This window comes from Rhizobium sp. GCM10022189 (genome assembly GCF_042656325.1).
In the GTDB taxonomy this organism is placed as follows: Bacteria; Pseudomonadota; Alphaproteobacteria; order Rhizobiales; family Rhizobiaceae; genus Rhizobium.
The window spans coordinates 1-13,971 of record NZ_JBHSOR010000024.1 but is presented as its reverse complement, the minus strand read 5'-3'; the positions used below and the strand labels follow the sequence as shown (position 1 = coordinate 13,971).

The window sequence follows — 13,971 nt, the reverse complement described above, 5'->3', positions numbered from 1 at the left end:
GGCCGGCTATTGCAGCAGATGCAGGCCGGCCGCGACGAAGGCGAGCCAGAGCGCTTCGCTCCAATGGTTGAAGCTTCCGGCAAGGTAGCGCTGCCGCGTGAAGGACGCGACCATGACCATCAGCGCGGCATAGAGGATGAGGCATTCCGAGACCGTCTCAAGTACGCTCGACCGTGCAAAGAGGGCGATGGCGAAGGCGATATAGCACTTCCAGACGAAACGCCCGACGGTTGCCCTGGATATTGCGTCCAGCTCGACCGGCCCGGCCGTCCGCATCAGCTCGCCACCCACAGGATGCCGGCAAGGCCGGCAAGGAAGACGGCGAGAACGAGCGCCAGCCGCAGGAATATCCAGAGGTCGTCCGCGTGATCGAAGGCGGCCTCGCTCCTGTGCCGCGCGCCGGAGGACGGGTGAGACTGGCTCACATGGCGCATGCGCGCCTGCAGGTAATAAGCCCACCAACGACCGTACATCGCCTTTTCCTTTCGATCATGCACATTGCGGGCGCACGACGCATCCGCAGACAGTGAGCCTATCGGCAGGGGCATATGTTTTCGATTGGAGGAGACGGGCAGCGGCATAAGCATCGCGTAAAGACCGGGGCATATCCGGCATCCGCCTTTATGCGGCCCTTATAAAAGACCGCCTCTTTCCGCATGGAATTCAAATGCGAAGCTGGCCAATTTCCTGTCAGGAGGATCAGACCATGTCTCCTGACAAGACCATGCCTGCCGCGCAGGCCGAAGCGGCGGTTGCCGAGTTCAACATCGAAGAGGGCCTCGACGTCTTGCAGGTGCCGCCGCTCGTGCGCTACCTCGCCTGCCTCGTCATGACGGCGATGGCGACGGCCATTGCCGCCGGTTTCGACCGTTACGAGGCCATTCCCAACCTGTCGCTCATCTATGTCCTGCCGGTCGTTGCCGGCAGCGTCTTCTTCGGCCTCGGGCCGGCGCTGTTTTCGGCCGTGCTCGGCGCGCTCGCCTATAATTTCTTCTTCACCGAGCCGCGCCTTTCGCTGGCCGTTGCCGATACCGCCAATATCTGGGCGATCGTCCTGCTCTTCGTCGTCGCCTGCATCATCAGCGCCATCACCGCCTGGGGACGTCGCAAGGGCATCGATCTGGAGCGAAGCCGCCGGATGCAGGCCGCGCTGAAGACCTATGCCGGACGCATGGCGGCAAGCCGTTCGACCGAGGACGCCACGAAGCTGACGCTTGCCGCCGTCACCGGCTTCTTCCAGTCGCCGGCCGTCGTCGTCTTCGCGGCAGAGGCGGAGGGCGAGCCTCGGGTGCAAGGCGCAGAACGGCTATCGGCAATCGAGATCGAGGCGGCAAGATCCGCCTGGGATTTGCGCCTCGCCGTCGCCGGCGGCATCTATCCCTATGACCAATCGCGCTTCGATTTCTGGCCGGTTTCGACCTTCGGCACCCGGAGCGCCGTCATCGGCGTCGCTTTCGATCCGGACCGGCGCCCGGCCAATCCCGATGCCATGATGGATATCGTCGCCCTGGTCTTCGGCGCCGCGATCGATCGCTGCCGGGCCTGACCGGCTCCCTGCGGCGGCGCCCCGGCGCCTATGCGGTTCTTATATTTCCCGCCCCGCAGCCCTATCGATTTCCTACGGGCTTGTCGGGCAGAGTCCCCGGCGATCCCGATCTTGACCTTGAGGAAGAAACCATGTTCGGCCGCAACGGCGTAACCTATCTGGCGCGTGAACGCGAAATCATTGCCGGCAGCGCCGGAAGCAGAAAAACCCACCGGCAGTTCCTGGCAAGCCTGCTGACCGCAGGCGTGCTCGTCCTCCTTCTGGCCGGCGCAATCGCCATCCGGCTGATGCCGCACGGCCCCTCCTTCTAGCGCCCGCCGGCGGCGGGCCGCCATGGGCAGGATCGCAGCGCCTCAGCGGCCGAGCCAGCGATATTCCTCGATCGATACCTTGCCGGTCTTCTTGTCGTAGAGGCAGATCAGGTTGACGTTCCTGACCCGGCTCTTGCCCTTGCCCATCGCGCCGCGCAGCAGCACCGCCACCTTGCCCGTCGCATCGTCGAAGACGACAGGCGCGCTCGCCTCCGGCGTGTCCATGCCCGACTGGCCGATGCAGGTGCCGTTCACCTTGGCGAAGAGCGCATTCCACGCGCCATCGCTGGAGGCGGCCGCAAGCGGGGCCGATGCCAGCGTCGCGGCCGCGGCAATCGTCGTAATCCTGATCATTTTCAAACCCTTGTTGTTTGGAAGGAATCGCCCGTCGTCCGGGACCTGCTTGGTGACCGGCGAGCGGGGCCAAAACAAGGCGATGGGGCCAGACGTCGGACGGTCAGCCGCGCGCGATCTCCGCAGCCAATCGAAGCCGCGCGCTCACGGCCCGAACTGCTCGTCGAGCCAGTCCAGCACCCGCCTGTTGAGCAGCGACCGGTTCTTCATCTCGCAATGGCCGTCGGCGCCCTCCGCGGCGGTCAAGCGCAGCAAGGTTTTCGGGCAGCGCAGCGCATCCATGTAGAGCGCGGCATCGCTGGAGAGAATGTCGTTTTCCGCCTGGGTAATCAGCGTCGGGCAGCGGATGCGCTCGGCATGTCCCCGCATGGTGAAAAGCTCGGCCGAAGCGAGGTAGGAGCGGAGATCGCCCACCCCGTGCACCCAGAACCCGCGCTGCACGATCTTCCAGTTCAGCACCGGGCTGGCGCGCACGAAGGCATCCATCCCATCGATGACCTCCTGGTCGAGCGCGCCGAGATCGGCCGCCGCTTCCGCCGGCAGGCCGAATTTCTGGATGACGATCCTGCGAAAGCCGTCGGCAATGCTCCAGGTGCCGGGATCGGCAATCAGCGCGGCGATGCGCGGCTCGCCCGCCGCCCCGCGCGGCGCCAGCAGGCCGCCGAGGCTCCAGCCGCTGAGCGCGATGCGATCGGGATCGACGAGCGGATAGTTGACGGCAAAATCCACCACCGCCCGGATCACCACGTCCCAATCCGGCCGCAGCGGCACATTCTGCTCGTAGAGCATGGCGCCCTGGCCGGGACCGTCGAAGAGCAGGCTGTGATAGCCGCGCCGGGAGGCGGCGACGGCGGAGGCGAAATAGGTATCGGTGACGGTGCAGTCATAGCCGTTGTTGAAGATGACGAGCGGCCGCACCTCATGTTCGAGGCCCTGCGCCGAAATGAAATATCCGGGCATCGCCGTCTCGCCGAGCGCGATGGCGAGCGGTTCGATCGCCGGCGCCGAGAGCGCAAGCCCCTTTTCCAGCGCATCCGTCTGCTTGCGGAAGGCCGAAAGCAGGCGGGCATCGACGGGCGCGCCGTAGAGCGGATGGTAGGACGTGGCATAAAAGACGCTTGCCCGCAGGTAAAGCTCGCGCGCGCTGCCCTTGTGGCCCCTGGAAAGCGCCGTTTCCGCTTCGCCCTTCAGCCGGTCGCCGGCCGCAATCCAGGCCGCGTGGAAGGCGCCGTCATCGCCGTCGCCGACGGCTTCCGCCACCGCCCGGATCTCCCCGAAATCCGCCCCGCCATAGGGAATATAGGCAATCGGCCAGCTGCCGAAATCCTCATGCAACGCGTTCCTGAACAGCATGCTCATCGCCAACTCCCCCAATGGCTGCCGTGGCTGCGATGGCGGTAGTATAATGGCGCCCTGCCGCCCTGTCACGAAAGCGCGCCGCCCCTTTATTCAAGGTTGTGCTTATGCGCTTCCCGTGCAAGGCTGCTGCCAGCGGGAGGAACTGCCATGAATGGTGCGGACAGCCTGTGTGACACGCTTCTGGCAAACGATGTCAGGGTGTGTTTTGCCAATCCCGGAACGTCGGAAATGCATTTTGTGGCCGCCCTCGACCGCAAGCCCGAGATGCGCTGCGTGCTCGGCCTTTCCGAGGGCGTGGTGACGGGAGCGGCCGACGGTTATGCGCGCATGACCGATCACCCGGCGGCAACGCTGCTGCATACCGGACCGGGCCTGGCGAACGGCCTTGCCAATCTTCACAATGCGCGGCGGGCGCGGGTTCCCGTCATCAATGTCGTCGGCGATCACGCCTCCTACCATCTGCCCCTCGATGCGCCGCTGACATCCGATATCGACAGCCTGGCCGGCGCGATGTCCAACTGGGTGCACCGCATCCGCAGCCCGGAAGAGATCGTCGGCGCGACGGAGGCCGCCTACCGCGCCTGCCTGTCACCGCCCGGTGTGGCAACGCTCATCCTGCCGGCGGATGCCGCCTGGGGCCATGTCGAAGCGGAGCGGCCGATCCGGCTGTCCCGGCCGGAACCGCATGCCGCCAACATGGATAGCGTGCGCGAGGTTGCCGCCGCCATAAGGGAAACGCCCGGCGAGGTCGGCATTCTCGTCAGCGGTGCGGCCGCCCGTGCCGACTGTCTCGAGATCGCCGGCGCAATTGCCGCCTCCAGGGACGTGCGCCTTTTCTGCGAGATGCAGCTGCCGAGGGTCGAGCGCGGCCGCGGCCGCGTCGCCCTGACCCGCATTCCCTACCCGATCGACGCCGCCCTGGAACTGCTTGCCGATATCGACGTGCTCGTGCTGGCGGGCGCGCCCGAGCCGGTCGCCTTCTTTGCCTATCCGGGCAAGCCCGGCCGGCTGGTGCGCAAGGGCTGCAAGGTTCTGACCCTTGCCGGGCATGGCGAGGACCTGAAAGGCGCGCTGGAGGCGCTGAGGGACGAACTCGGCGCCCGCCAGTCGCTGCCTCCGGCGCGGCCCTCGGCCCTTGCCGACGATATCGTTCCCTTCGGGCACCTGACCGAGGACGCGATCGCCGTGATGGTGGCCGCCAGGCTCCCCGACGATGCCATCGTCTGCGACGAGGGTGTCACCTCCGCCCGTCGCTTCTTCGAGCTCTCGGCCGGTGCCGCGCCGCACGATTACCTGATGAACACGGGCGGCTCGATCGGCTGCGGCATTCCGCTTGCGACGGGTGCCGCCGTCGCCTGTCCCGGCCGCAAGGTCATCAACCTGCAGGCCGACGGCAGCGGCATGTATACGGTGCAGGGCCTGTGGACGCAGGCGCGCGAAAATCTCGACGTGGTGACGGTCATCTTCGCCAATCGCGCCTATGCCGTGCTTCACGCCGAGATGCGCAATGTCGGCGTCGACGGCATCGGCGAGAACGCAAGGCGGATGATGGATCTCGACCACCCGGCCTGGGACTGGGTCGCCGTCGCCAGGGGCATGGGCGTCGATGCCGCCGGCGCCCATAGCTGCGAGCAGTTTGCCGATCTCTTCGACAGCGCGCTGAAGCGCCGCGGGCCGTTTCTCATCGAGGCGATCATCTGAGCCTTCGGGCCGCCCGGCTGGCGCGCCGGCCCCGCCTCACGGGTCGCGCCGGCCCTGCGAATTGCTGCGATAGGGATTGCGGTCATAGATCCGGTAGCCGCCGCCGGAATAGGTTTCCCGATAGCGGCCATCCAGCTGCTGGCTCGTCTGCGAATGCAATATCCCGTTGCGATAGGTATTGTAGCCGCCGCCGAGGTTCTGCTGCGTCGTATAGGTATTGCCCGAACTGTCGGTCGAGCACGGGCGGGAAACCAGTTCGCAGGACGCCGAGGCATTGCCGGCGGCAAGCAGGAAAATCGAAAATAATACAGCCTTCACGGCAATCTCCCCTGGCGCGAATCCAATGCCGCGCATCTGCACTGTAACCCAGCGGCAGAAAAAGAACAAACAGGAAACATTCGCGCGAGGCTGCCCTGTCAGGCCGCTTCCCGCACGAAGGCGCTGCGCAGCCAGTCGAGGAAATGGCTGGCCGCCGGCGAAAGCGTCCGGCCCGGTTTCATCATCGCCACGAAGCCGTCCTCGTATTTCAGGAACCGGGACCGTTCCACCAGCTTGCCGCTCTTCAGCTCGTTCAGCGCAAAACGCCGCTCCACCAGCGCCACGCCGAGCCCGGTTGCCGCGGCGCTGACGCACAGATGCATATGCGGGAAATAAAGCTCCGATTGCGCCGAGACCCGGTGGCCGGTCGCCGCCTGCCAGCTCGTCCATTGCGCGCTCATATCGTCGGGCGAAATGCGCGTCGGGAAGCTGATCTCGGCGCCCTCGGCGCGGAAGGGATAGTCGGGCGCCGATACAAGGCCGAAGGAAACGGAGGCGAGCGGCACGAATTCGCCCTTCACCAGCGGCCGCGCCAGCCGGTCCCAGCTCAGCGTGAAATCCACCCCGTCCCTCGCCCGGTTCGTGCCGCCGTCGCGCGCGCTCGACGACATGGAAAGCTGCACGCGGATATCGGGATGGAGGCTGTAGAATTCCGCCAGCCGCGGCACGAGCCAGACCATGGCGAACGTGGCGCTGCAGGCAATATGCACGCTCGCCTCGTTCCGGCTCGCCTTCAGCTCCTGATAGCGCTCCTCCAGCAGGTCGAAAGCGCGCGAGACCGTGGCGAAGAAGGCCGCCCCGTCCTCGTTCAGGCGAAGCCCCGTTCCCGATTTTTCGAAGACGGGAATGCCGAGCTGCTCCTGCAGGAGCTGCAGCTGCTTGGAAACGGCGCCATGCGTGCGCCCCAGCTCGTCTGCCGCCCGTGTCACCGAGCCGAGACGTGCGGTGGCCTCGAAGGCCTTGAGATAGGAGAGCGGCGGCAGGTTGCGGGCCATGATCGTCCAATATGTGAGTTTTTCTAACGTATAAGGTCAAGATAACGCGCTTTTCCGATCTCCGAAACTGCCATAAAACCGTTGCAAATCAGCAAAGCGACCGAAATTCCACTTCGGCTATTCGTTAACGATAGGTGAGTTTTGCAGACAAAGAAAGGAAATTTCATCATGCATGTGGCCGACACCCTGCGGCTGTGGCGCGAACGCTGGACCGAGCGCCGCCTTTTTGCCCGCGAACTGGACACGCTGCCCGACGAGACGCTGCGCGATTTCGGCATGAGCCGCGAAGCCGCCTACGAACAGAGCCACCGGCCCTTCTGGCGCGCCTGACCGGCGGATTGCCGCACCGCTTGCCGGCATTCGGCCGCACCCCTGCAAGACATGCGGAACCTCGAACCGGGCAGCGCCGTTATAGGTGCGACCGTCTGCGAGATTGCACCCATGTATGTCATCCTCGGCGCGTCCGGACACATTGGCTCTGCCGTCATCGACGCATTGCGGGCGTCGGGCGACACGGTGATCGCCGTCGTCCACAGTGCGGAAAAAGCTGCCGCCATCGGGCGCGAGGGCGTTGAACCCGTCATTGCCGATGTGGCCGATACCGCGCGGCTCCGCTCCGTCCTGCAGAAGGGGCGCCGCGCCTTCCTCCTGAACCCGCCGGCCGATATCAGGCGTGATACGAACGCCGAGGAACTGAAGACCGCCAGGAGCATCGCCGCAGCGCTCGACGGTTCCGGCCTCGAAAAGCTCGTCGTGGCCTCGATCTACGGCGCGCTTGACGGCGCCGGCATCGGCGACCTCTCGGTGCTTTACGACTTCGAGCGCGAGGTGAAGGCAAGCGGCATTCCGGCCGCCATCAACAGGGGCGCCTATTACTTCACCAATCTCGACATGCTGCTGGAACCCGCCGGCAAGACCGGGCGCCTGGTCACGCCCTTCCCCGCCGACATGAAGATACCGATGGTCTCGCCGCACGATCTCGGAGAGATCGCCGCCGCGCGCCTGAAAAGCCCGACCGACGATATCGGCATCGACTATGTCGAAGCTCCGGAGCGCTATTCCTTCGCCGATGTCGCCGAGGCGTTCTCCTCGCTCCTCGGCCGTCCCGTGACGACCGAGACCATACCGCGCGAGAAATTCGAGGACTATTATCTCGGCCTCGGTTTCTCGTGGGCGGCCGCCCGTTGCCACGCGAAAATGACCGAAGTCACCATCGACGGCGGCGCCGAAACGCCCGACCGCCGCCATTGGGGCAGGACGACGCTGGCCCGGCATCTCGAGGCGCTGCAGGCGCGGCGCTGACGACAGCGCCTTCGGATACACGCCGATACAAAAAGCCCCCTCCACGGAAACATTCCGCATTCATTGCCCTGCTCAGATAGGTCCGTCGCCCGATCACGGGTTTCAGGCAATCTGACGGAGGATAGACAGATGAGGACGATCATGACCTTGGCAGCCGGCGCGCTTGTCGTGGCCGGCGCAATGCAGCTGACCGCGGCCGATGGCGAGGAACCGATAAGCCGCACCGATCTCGTGAAAGGCGATATCGACGTGCCCGGCCACGAGGCGGCGCAGGTGCGCGTCGATCTCGCGCCCGGCGCCTTTGCACCGAAACACCGCCACCCCGGCGAAGAAATCGCCTATGTCATCGAAGGCACGCTGGAATATGAACTCGACGGCCGCAAGCCGGTGACGCTCAAGGCCGGCCAGTCCCTGTTCATCCCCGCCGGCGTCGCCCATTCGGCCAGGAATGTCGGCGACGGCAGGGCCTCGGAACTGGCGACCTATATCGTCACCAAGGGTTCGCCGCTCCTTGTCCCGGTGAAGTGACCTGCCGGAAGCGGGCACGGAGACGAGGGACGGCCCTCACCTCACCACATCGTCTTCGCAGCCCGCGCCGGCCATTCCCGGTCATAGGTCTCGTGGTCGAAATCGCCCACCGCGTCCTTCAGCATCTGCCCCGGCGTCGGCAGCCTGGCCGGATCGACGAAGTGCTCCGCGTTCCACAGCTCGGCCCGCATCACTGCCCGCGCGCACTGGAAATAGACCTCGACAATATCGATCACCACCACCGTGCGCGGGTGTTTGCCGTCCATCTCGAAACTTGCAAGCAGCGCCTCGTCGTTCGAGACCACCCCGCGCCCGTTGATGCGCATGACCGTATTGGAACCGGGGATCAGGAACATCAGCGACAGGCGCGGATCGCGCACGATGTTGGAGAGCGAATCGACGCGGTTGTTGCCGCGCCAGCCGGGAAGATGCAGGGTCGTATCGTCGATGATGCGCACCACGCCGCCGAGATCGCCGCGCGGCGAGCAGTCGAGCCCTTCCGGGCCGATGGTTGCGAGCGCCATGAAGGGCGAGATTTCGATCATGCCGCGGTAGAGCGGCGTCAGCGCCTTCGTCACCTTGTCGACGGCCGCCTGCGACAGGCCCGCGCCGTAGATTTCGTTGAGCTCTTCGATCGTGCTGATGATCTTCATCCGTATGTCGCCCCGCTACCGGCCGCCCGGTCGGCGGCCGGGCGGACGCTACACCGACGCGCGCCGCGCCGGAAGCTCAAAAATCGGAATGATTTCGGCATCTTTCCCGATCGTATCTTCGGCGAGAAAGGCCGCGACTTCGTCAAGCACCGGCCTTGCCGACATGATGCGCCGGTGGCCGAAGCCGTTTGCCCAGGAAAGCCGCACATGCGCGCCCGAGGCCGCGTAGCGGCGCGCATGGGCCGCACCCACTTCCTTGTCTTCCTCGGCATGAATGACCAGCACCGGCCTGTCGATGCCGCCGGCCCTGCCGCCCGCGTCGAAATCCTCAAGCCTGCGCCCGGTGATGCGCTGGACGACGTCTTCGAGCGCTGCCTGCGCGGCCGGCTTCAGCCGCAGCATCCGGCCGAAATCGGTAAACAGCCACTGCATTTCGCTGGGTGAGCCGATCAGCACCAGACGCTCGGCCGAAACCGGCGTCAGGCCGGGCAGGATGGCGAGAGACGATACCATCAGCGCCGCGCCGCCGAAGGAATGGCCGACGACGGCGTCGAAACGGCCGAAGCGCTCTTGCGCCGCCGCAATCGCCTTCACCGCCAGCGCCATGTGCAGGAAGCGCCCGCCGGCCCGCCCGTGGCCCGGAAAATCGAGCGCGATCACCTCCGCGCCGCTCTCGGCCAGCATCGTCACCAGATCGGCCATATAGGCCATGCCGGAACCCCAGCCATGCGTGACGAGGTAACGCTTGCGCCGCCCGCGCGCCCCGCCGTTCAGCCGGTAGGCATGGGCGCGCCGGCCATCGACCGGCAGCAGGAAACGCTCGGCGCCGGCAAGCTTGGCAAGACCGGCGGCATGGGCCGCCCTGGCTTTCTCGCCCTTGGGCCTTGCAGGCGGGGTTCGGCAGAACAGCCGGAAGGCGGCCTCGCCGGCCAGACGCGGCGAAACGGCCTGCATGAGCGAAAAGGCGAGGCGCGTGACCTCAAGCGCAAATTTTGCCATGATGGGATTCCAATAATGTTCAACACTGAACAATAAAGTACAACGATGAACAAAAATCAATCCCTGCCCTGGGATCATCCGCGGTTTCGCAGCTGGATCGCGGTGGCTCGCGCCTGCCAGCTCATGCAGCAGTCGCTGGCGCGCTCGCTATCCGATCTCGATATTAAGCCGCCGCATCTCGATATCCTCGTCAATCTCTACCGCTTCGAGGGCATTTCGCAGCAGGAACTGGCAAGAAAGCTGCTGGTCGGCCGCTCCAACATGAGCATGCTCCTGCCGCAGATGGAAAAGCGCGGCCTTATCATCCGCCGCGACGACGAGCGCGACAGGCGCGTGCTGCGCCTGCACCTGACCCCGGAGGGCCGCAGGATCACCGAACAGGCCATGGCCATCCAGACCGGCCTGATCGACCGCGTCCTGTCGGCCGAGCCGATCGAACAATGCATGGCGACCGCCGATTCGATGGAGCGCATCATCGGCGTGCTGCTGCAGGATCTGAAGGACGAGGACTAGCCGGAACTGCCCCGGCTAGTGCAGCGTCGGCCCGGCCGGCGCCCGCGTCAGCGACTTGTATTCCCAGGCCGCCACGACGATCAGCACCAGCGTCGCCAGGATGCCCATCACATAGACCTGCAGGAAGGGCGCGACGAAGGCCGAGAGCAGCAGGAAGACGATGCCGGCAAGATGGGAGAGCGGCAGGCGGCCGCTGGTGGCGCCCTTGAACCAGAGATTGCCGATCAGGAACAGGCCGGAGCCGCCGAGAACCGAGGCGGCAATGGCAAGGTTGCCGGTCTCGTGCGGATGCTCGAACATGAATTCCACCGCCACGGCATGCACGATGATGCCGGCGAGAACGGGCAGATGCGCATAGGTGAAGGCCAGCCGCGCCAGGCTGCCCGGCGTATCCTCATGCTCGATGCGGTGGGCGGCGCGCTGGTGGCCGAAGCGGAAATAGAGCCACCACATGGCGACCGTGCCGATGAAGCCGATCGCGAAGACCACGCCGGTCAGCAGGGAAAATTCCATTTCGGAAAAGGTGCGGCCGGACACCAGGATCGCCTCGCCGAGGCAGATGATGATGAAGAGCGCGCAGCGCTCCGCCATATGGGCGCCGGAAACGTCCCATTCCTCCGTCCGGGAGCGGCCGAGGCCGGGCACGGCAAAGGCGAGCGCCGGCCCGCAATATTCGACCGCGAGCGCCACCGCCCAGCAGATCAGCCGCGCCTCCTGCTCCAGAAATCCGCCGGCGATCCAGAACAGGCCGGAGAAGGCGAAGTAGATGGTGATGCGCACGAAATTGATATAGCTCGACCGGCCGACCGGCCGCATCGCATAGCTGGTGAAGGCCGAGCGGCCGACCTGCATCAGCACGTGGGCTGTTGCAAACAGCAGGCCCTTCTCGCCGAAGGCCTCGGGAATGGCGGCCGACAGGACGAGGCCGAGCAGCATCAGCACGATCAGCATGGAGCGCACCGGCATGCGCTCCGGGTCCAGCCAGTTCGTCGCCCAGGCGGTGAAGATCCAGACCCACCAGACGGCAAACATCATCAGCGCCGCCTCGATGGCGCCGAGCGGCGTGTAATGGGCAAACAGCGCGTGCGAGAGCTGGGAAACGGAAAAGACGAAAACGAGATCGAAAAACAGTTCGAGGAACGTCACCTTGCTGCCGGCATGCCCCTTTGCCCGCAGCCAGTTCCCGTTTTGCGCCTGTGTCATGTGCCCCCTCGCCCTTTGCTGATCGTTACCGCGGCCGCTCCGCCACGTCGCGGCTCATTCCCTTTTCCTTGAGCTCCTCCTCGTAAGCGGAGAACAGCTCGAAGCCGCGCTCGCCGAGTTCGCGCAGGTAGGTCCAGGTATAGATGCCGGTATCGTGCATGTCGTCAAAGCCGATGCGCACCGCGTAATTGCCGGTCGGGATCATCGAGACGATGGCGACGTTGCGCTTGCCCGGGACCGTGACCTTTTGCCCCGGCCCGTGCCCCTGCACTTCGGCCGAGGGCGAAAGCACCCGCAGAAGCTCGGCCGAAAGGTCGAAGCTCTGCCCGTCGTTGAAGCTTACCACCAGCCTCTGGCGGTCCTTGGAGACCCTGAGTTCGGTCGGCCAGATATCGCTCATGTCAATGTCCTCTTCTGATGCGAGGAGTAGGCGCTGATCTTTTCCGGCGCAAGCGCAATTTGCCGTCTCTCGGAAAGCTGTTTCCCTTGACGCGACAATAGCATATGCCCACATTCAGGCGAGTGCGGAGACGAACGTGAACACGAGAGTTGGAACGATAGGCAATGCCGCGCCGCTGGTGGCGGACGCATCCCCCATGATCGACCCCTTCGGGCGGGCTGTCACCTATCTGCGCGTGTCCGTCACCGACCGTTGCGATTTCCGCTGCACCTATTGCATGGCAGAAAACATGACCTTCCTGCCGAAGAAGGATCTGCTGACGCTGGAAGAGCTCGACCGGCTCTGTTCCGCCTTCATTGCCAAGGGCGTGCGCAAGATCAGGCTCACCGGCGGCGAGCCGCTGGTGCGCAAGAACATCATGTATCTCGTGCGCCAGCTCGGCCGCCAGATCGGCTCCGGCCTCGACGAACTGACCGTGACCACCAACGGCTCGCAGCTCGCCCGCCACGCCGGGGAGCTTTACGATTGCGGCGTGCGCCGCATCAACGTCTCGCTCGATACGCTCGATCCGGAGAAATTCCGCAGGATCACCCGCTGGGGCGATTTCGCAAAGGTCATGGAAGGCATTGACGCGGCCCAGAAGGCGGGGCTGAAGATCAAGCTCAACGCGGTGGCGCTGAAGGATTTCAACGAGGCCGAGATGCCCGCCATGCTGCGTTTTGCCCATGGCCGCGGCATGGACCTGACCGTCATCGAAACCATGCCGATGGGCGAGATCGAGGAAGACCGCACCGACCAGTATCTGCCGCTGTCGAAATTGCGCGCCGATCTCGAAAAGCAGTTCACGCTTGCCGATACCGACTACCAGACCGGCGGCCCTGCCCGCTATGTGACCGTCGCCGAGACCGGCGGCCGCCTGGGCTTCATCACCCCGCTCACCCATAATTTCTGCGAGAGCTGCAACCGCGTGCGGCTGACCTGCACCGGCACGCTCTACATGTGCCTCGGCCAGAACGATGCCGCCGACCTGCGCGCCGCACTGCGCGCCACCGAAGACGACGGCCTGCTCCACGCGGCCATCGACGAGGCCATCACCCGCAAGCCCAAGGGCCACGATTTCATCATCGACCGCACCCACAAGCGGCCGGCGGTAGCACGACACATGAGCGTTACGGGTGGGTGAGTGACGGTGCTGCGAAGCAGCAGCAATCGATCCAGTGAATCGATTGCAAGACCGAACGCCCTGAGCCATGCGAAGGGCCGGCACGTCTCTACAATTTCGAAATCGAACAAGGAGATGTTGAGCCCGGGGCCCCCTCATCCGCCCTTCGGGCACCTTCTCCCCGCCGGGGCGAAGGGGAAATCCGTGGCGCGGTCTTTTACCAGGCAGGACGCTTCGATGGGGATATGAACGATGCAGCACCACCCCTCCGCCCCAGCGGAAGGTGGCCGGAAGGGCCGGCACGACGGTGCTGCGCTCCCAATCCGCCAACATGGAAATATTGTGCGTGTGGCCCCCTCATCCGCCCTTCGGGCACCTTCTCCCCGCTGGGGCGAAGGGGGGAGACTGCCGCAGCCTTTACGACAAACCGGGCGCCTCGATGGAGTAGAACGTCGCCGCACCGCCCCTTCTCCCCGGCGGGGAGAAGGTGGCCCGAAGGGCCGGATGAGCGACTATCTGATGTGTCAAGTTGCATATTGGAATTCCTTTCGCGCATCTCGTGCTTTTGCGTTGAGAATGACGAGGAGCTTTCTGGCGAGCGCGATGCGAATGACCATTTTCGCTTTG

General features: G+C 65.0%; 18 protein-coding genes. 8 read left to right on the top strand and 10 right to left on the bottom strand.

Annotated features, from left to right (window positions below; genetic code table 11):
* Positions 1 to 6 precede the first annotated feature (6 nt).
* Complete coding sequence (locus ACFPWW_RS12200) at positions 7 to 276, bottom strand: hypothetical protein (RefSeq protein ID WP_112569416.1); 270 nt, start codon at positions 274 to 276, stop codon at positions 7 to 9.
* Positions 276 to 473 carry a hypothetical protein gene (locus ACFPWW_RS12195; protein WP_112759301.1) on the bottom strand — a complete coding sequence of 66 codons (198 nt, stop codon included), beginning with the start codon at positions 471 to 473 and terminating at the stop codon, positions 276 to 278. The genes ACFPWW_RS12200 and ACFPWW_RS12195 overlap by 1 nt, the downstream gene beginning before the upstream one ends.
* A gap of 233 nt (positions 474 to 706) precedes the next feature.
* Here ACFPWW_RS12195 and ACFPWW_RS12190 point away from each other — a divergent pair, with 233 nt between their 5' ends.
* Together ACFPWW_RS12190 and ACFPWW_RS12185 are read left to right on the top strand one after the other, a co-directional pair.
* Positions 707 to 1,546 carry a DUF4118 domain-containing protein gene (locus tag ACFPWW_RS12190; RefSeq protein ID WP_377311835.1) on the top strand — a complete coding sequence of 280 codons (840 nt, stop codon included), beginning with the start codon at positions 707 to 709 and terminating at the stop codon, positions 1,544 to 1,546.
* 131 nt (positions 1,547 to 1,677) lie between these two features.
* Positions 1,678 to 1,857: a hypothetical protein gene (locus tag ACFPWW_RS12185; RefSeq protein ID WP_112569422.1), complete on the top strand. Its 180-nt coding sequence runs from the start codon at positions 1,678 to 1,680 to the stop codon at positions 1,855 to 1,857.
* A gap of 42 nt (positions 1,858 to 1,899) precedes the next feature.
* Here ACFPWW_RS12185 and ACFPWW_RS12180 read toward each other — a convergent pair whose 3' ends face one another.
* Both ACFPWW_RS12180 and ACFPWW_RS12175 read right to left on the bottom strand, forming a co-directional pair.
* Positions 1,900 to 2,211, bottom strand: coding sequence for a hypothetical protein (locus ACFPWW_RS12180; RefSeq protein WP_112759299.1), 312 nt, complete (start codon positions 2,209 to 2,211; stop codon positions 1,900 to 1,902).
* 144 nt (positions 2,212 to 2,355) lie between these two features.
* Positions 2,356 to 3,570, bottom strand: a complete 1,215-nt coding sequence (locus ACFPWW_RS12175) for an alpha/beta hydrolase family protein (RefSeq protein ID WP_112759298.1) — start codon at positions 3,568 to 3,570, stop codon at positions 2,356 to 2,358.
* Between the two features lie 147 nt (positions 3,571 to 3,717).
* On the opposite strand from ACFPWW_RS12175, the gene ACFPWW_RS12170 reads away from it, so the two are divergent.
* The gene (locus ACFPWW_RS12170; RefSeq protein WP_112759297.1) at positions 3,718 to 5,271 is read left to right on the top strand and encodes an acetolactate synthase large subunit; all 1,554 of its coding nucleotides are present in this window, start codon (positions 3,718 to 3,720) and stop codon (positions 5,269 to 5,271) included.
* Positions 5,272 to 5,307: 36 nt separating this feature from the next.
* Here ACFPWW_RS12170 and ACFPWW_RS12165 read toward each other — a convergent pair whose 3' ends face one another.
* Together ACFPWW_RS12165 and ACFPWW_RS12160 are read right to left on the bottom strand one after the other, a co-directional pair.
* Positions 5,308 to 5,589 (bottom strand): hypothetical protein, encoded by a 282-nt coding sequence (locus ACFPWW_RS12165; protein ID WP_112755038.1) that lies wholly within the window; start codon positions 5,587 to 5,589, stop codon positions 5,308 to 5,310.
* 98 nt (positions 5,590 to 5,687) lie between these two features.
* The gene (locus ACFPWW_RS12160; protein WP_112759296.1) at positions 5,688 to 6,584 is read right to left on the bottom strand and encodes a LysR substrate-binding domain-containing protein; all 897 of its coding nucleotides are present in this window, start codon (positions 6,582 to 6,584) and stop codon (positions 5,688 to 5,690) included.
* A gap of 168 nt (positions 6,585 to 6,752) precedes the next feature.
* Between ACFPWW_RS12160 and ACFPWW_RS12155 the strand changes: the two genes are divergently transcribed.
* The 3 genes from ACFPWW_RS12155 (at position 6,753) to ACFPWW_RS12145 (ending at position 8,414) form a co-directional block, all read left to right on the top strand.
* Entirely contained in the window at positions 6,753 to 6,914 is a 162-nt protein-coding gene (locus tag ACFPWW_RS12155) for a DUF1127 domain-containing protein (protein WP_112569435.1), read from the top strand.
* Between the two features lie 51 nt (positions 6,915 to 6,965).
* Entirely contained in the window at positions 6,966 to 7,886 is a 921-nt protein-coding gene (locus tag ACFPWW_RS12150; protein WP_377311833.1) for an NmrA family NAD(P)-binding protein, read from the top strand.
* Positions 7,887 to 8,015: 129 nt separating this feature from the next.
* Complete coding sequence (locus tag ACFPWW_RS12145) at positions 8,016 to 8,414, top strand: cupin domain-containing protein (RefSeq protein ID WP_377311832.1); 399 nt, start codon at positions 8,016 to 8,018, stop codon at positions 8,412 to 8,414.
* A gap of 41 nt (positions 8,415 to 8,455) precedes the next feature.
* Here the strand turns inward: ACFPWW_RS12145 and ACFPWW_RS12140 are convergent, their stop codons facing one another.
* Together ACFPWW_RS12140 and ACFPWW_RS12135 are read right to left on the bottom strand one after the other, a co-directional pair.
* On the bottom strand, positions 8,456 to 9,067 hold the full coding sequence (locus tag ACFPWW_RS12140; protein WP_377311831.1) for a pyridoxamine 5'-phosphate oxidase family protein: 612 nt from the start codon (positions 9,065 to 9,067) through the stop codon (positions 8,456 to 8,458).
* Between the two features lie 48 nt (positions 9,068 to 9,115).
* On the bottom strand, positions 9,116 to 10,066 hold the full coding sequence (locus ACFPWW_RS12135; RefSeq protein WP_377311830.1) for an alpha/beta hydrolase: 951 nt from the start codon (positions 10,064 to 10,066) through the stop codon (positions 9,116 to 9,118).
* Between the two features lie 45 nt (positions 10,067 to 10,111).
* Between ACFPWW_RS12135 and ACFPWW_RS12130 the strand changes: the two genes are divergently transcribed.
* On the top strand, positions 10,112 to 10,579 hold the full coding sequence (locus tag ACFPWW_RS12130) for a MarR family winged helix-turn-helix transcriptional regulator (RefSeq protein WP_112569446.1): 468 nt from the start codon (positions 10,112 to 10,114) through the stop codon (positions 10,577 to 10,579).
* 15 nt (positions 10,580 to 10,594) lie between these two features.
* On the opposite strand, the gene ACFPWW_RS12125 is transcribed toward ACFPWW_RS12130, so the two are convergent.
* A complete protein-coding gene (locus tag ACFPWW_RS12125) occupies positions 10,595 to 11,782 on the bottom strand; it encodes a low temperature requirement protein A (protein ID WP_377311829.1) in 1,188 nt (395 codons plus the stop codon).
* A gap of 25 nt (positions 11,783 to 11,807) precedes the next feature.
* A complete protein-coding gene (locus ACFPWW_RS12120) occupies positions 11,808 to 12,182 on the bottom strand; it encodes a gamma-butyrobetaine hydroxylase-like domain-containing protein (protein WP_112569449.1) in 375 nt (124 codons plus the stop codon).
* A gap of 136 nt (positions 12,183 to 12,318) precedes the next feature.
* Between ACFPWW_RS12120 and moaA the strand changes: the two genes are divergently transcribed.
* A complete protein-coding gene (moaA, locus tag ACFPWW_RS12115; protein ID WP_113414713.1) occupies positions 12,319 to 13,365 on the top strand; it encodes a GTP 3',8-cyclase MoaA in 1,047 nt (348 codons plus the stop codon).
* The last annotated feature ends 606 nt before the right edge of the window (positions 13,366 to 13,971 follow it).

Excerpts from the sequence above, each read along its gene's own strand:
- ACFPWW_RS12135 (WP_377311830.1), bottom strand. The coding sequence starts at position 10,066 with ATGGCAAAATTTGCGCTTGAGGTCACGCGCCTCGCCTTTTCGCTCATG.
- ACFPWW_RS12185 (WP_112569422.1), top strand. The coding sequence starts at position 1,678 with ATGTTCGGCCGCAACGGCGTAACCTATCTGGCGCGTGAACGCGAAATC.
- ACFPWW_RS12160 (WP_112759296.1), bottom strand. The coding sequence starts at position 6,584 with ATGGCCCGCAACCTGCCGCCGCTCTCCTATCTCAAGGCCTTCGAGGCC.
- ACFPWW_RS12120 (WP_112569449.1), bottom strand. The coding sequence starts at position 12,182 with ATGAGCGATATCTGGCCGACCGAACTCAGGGTCTCCAAGGACCGCCAG.
- ACFPWW_RS12200 (WP_112569416.1), bottom strand. The coding sequence starts at position 276 with ATGCGGACGGCCGGGCCGGTCGAGCTGGACGCAATATCCAGGGCAACC.
- ACFPWW_RS12140 (WP_377311831.1), bottom strand. The coding sequence starts at position 9,067 with ATGAAGATCATCAGCACGATCGAAGAGCTCAACGAAATCTACGGCGCG.
- ACFPWW_RS12130 (WP_112569446.1), top strand. The coding sequence starts at position 10,112 with ATGAACAAAAATCAATCCCTGCCCTGGGATCATCCGCGGTTTCGCAGC.
- ACFPWW_RS12145 (WP_377311832.1), top strand. The coding sequence starts at position 8,016 with ATGAGGACGATCATGACCTTGGCAGCCGGCGCGCTTGTCGTGGCCGGC.
- ACFPWW_RS12180 (WP_112759299.1), bottom strand. The coding sequence starts at position 2,211 with ATGATCAGGATTACGACGATTGCCGCGGCCGCGACGCTGGCATCGGCC.
- ACFPWW_RS12170 (WP_112759297.1), top strand. The coding sequence starts at position 3,718 with ATGAATGGTGCGGACAGCCTGTGTGACACGCTTCTGGCAAACGATGTC.
- ACFPWW_RS12175 (WP_112759298.1), bottom strand. The coding sequence starts at position 3,570 with ATGAGCATGCTGTTCAGGAACGCGTTGCATGAGGATTTCGGCAGCTGG.
- ACFPWW_RS12190 (WP_377311835.1), top strand. The coding sequence starts at position 707 with ATGTCTCCTGACAAGACCATGCCTGCCGCGCAGGCCGAAGCGGCGGTT.
- ACFPWW_RS12150 (WP_377311833.1), top strand. The coding sequence starts at position 6,966 with ATGCGGAACCTCGAACCGGGCAGCGCCGTTATAGGTGCGACCGTCTGC.
- ACFPWW_RS12155 (WP_112569435.1), top strand. The coding sequence starts at position 6,753 with ATGCATGTGGCCGACACCCTGCGGCTGTGGCGCGAACGCTGGACCGAG.
- ACFPWW_RS12195 (WP_112759301.1), bottom strand. The coding sequence starts at position 473 with ATGTACGGTCGTTGGTGGGCTTATTACCTGCAGGCGCGCATGCGCCAT.
- ACFPWW_RS12125 (WP_377311829.1), bottom strand. The coding sequence starts at position 11,782 with ATGACACAGGCGCAAAACGGGAACTGGCTGCGGGCAAAGGGGCATGCC.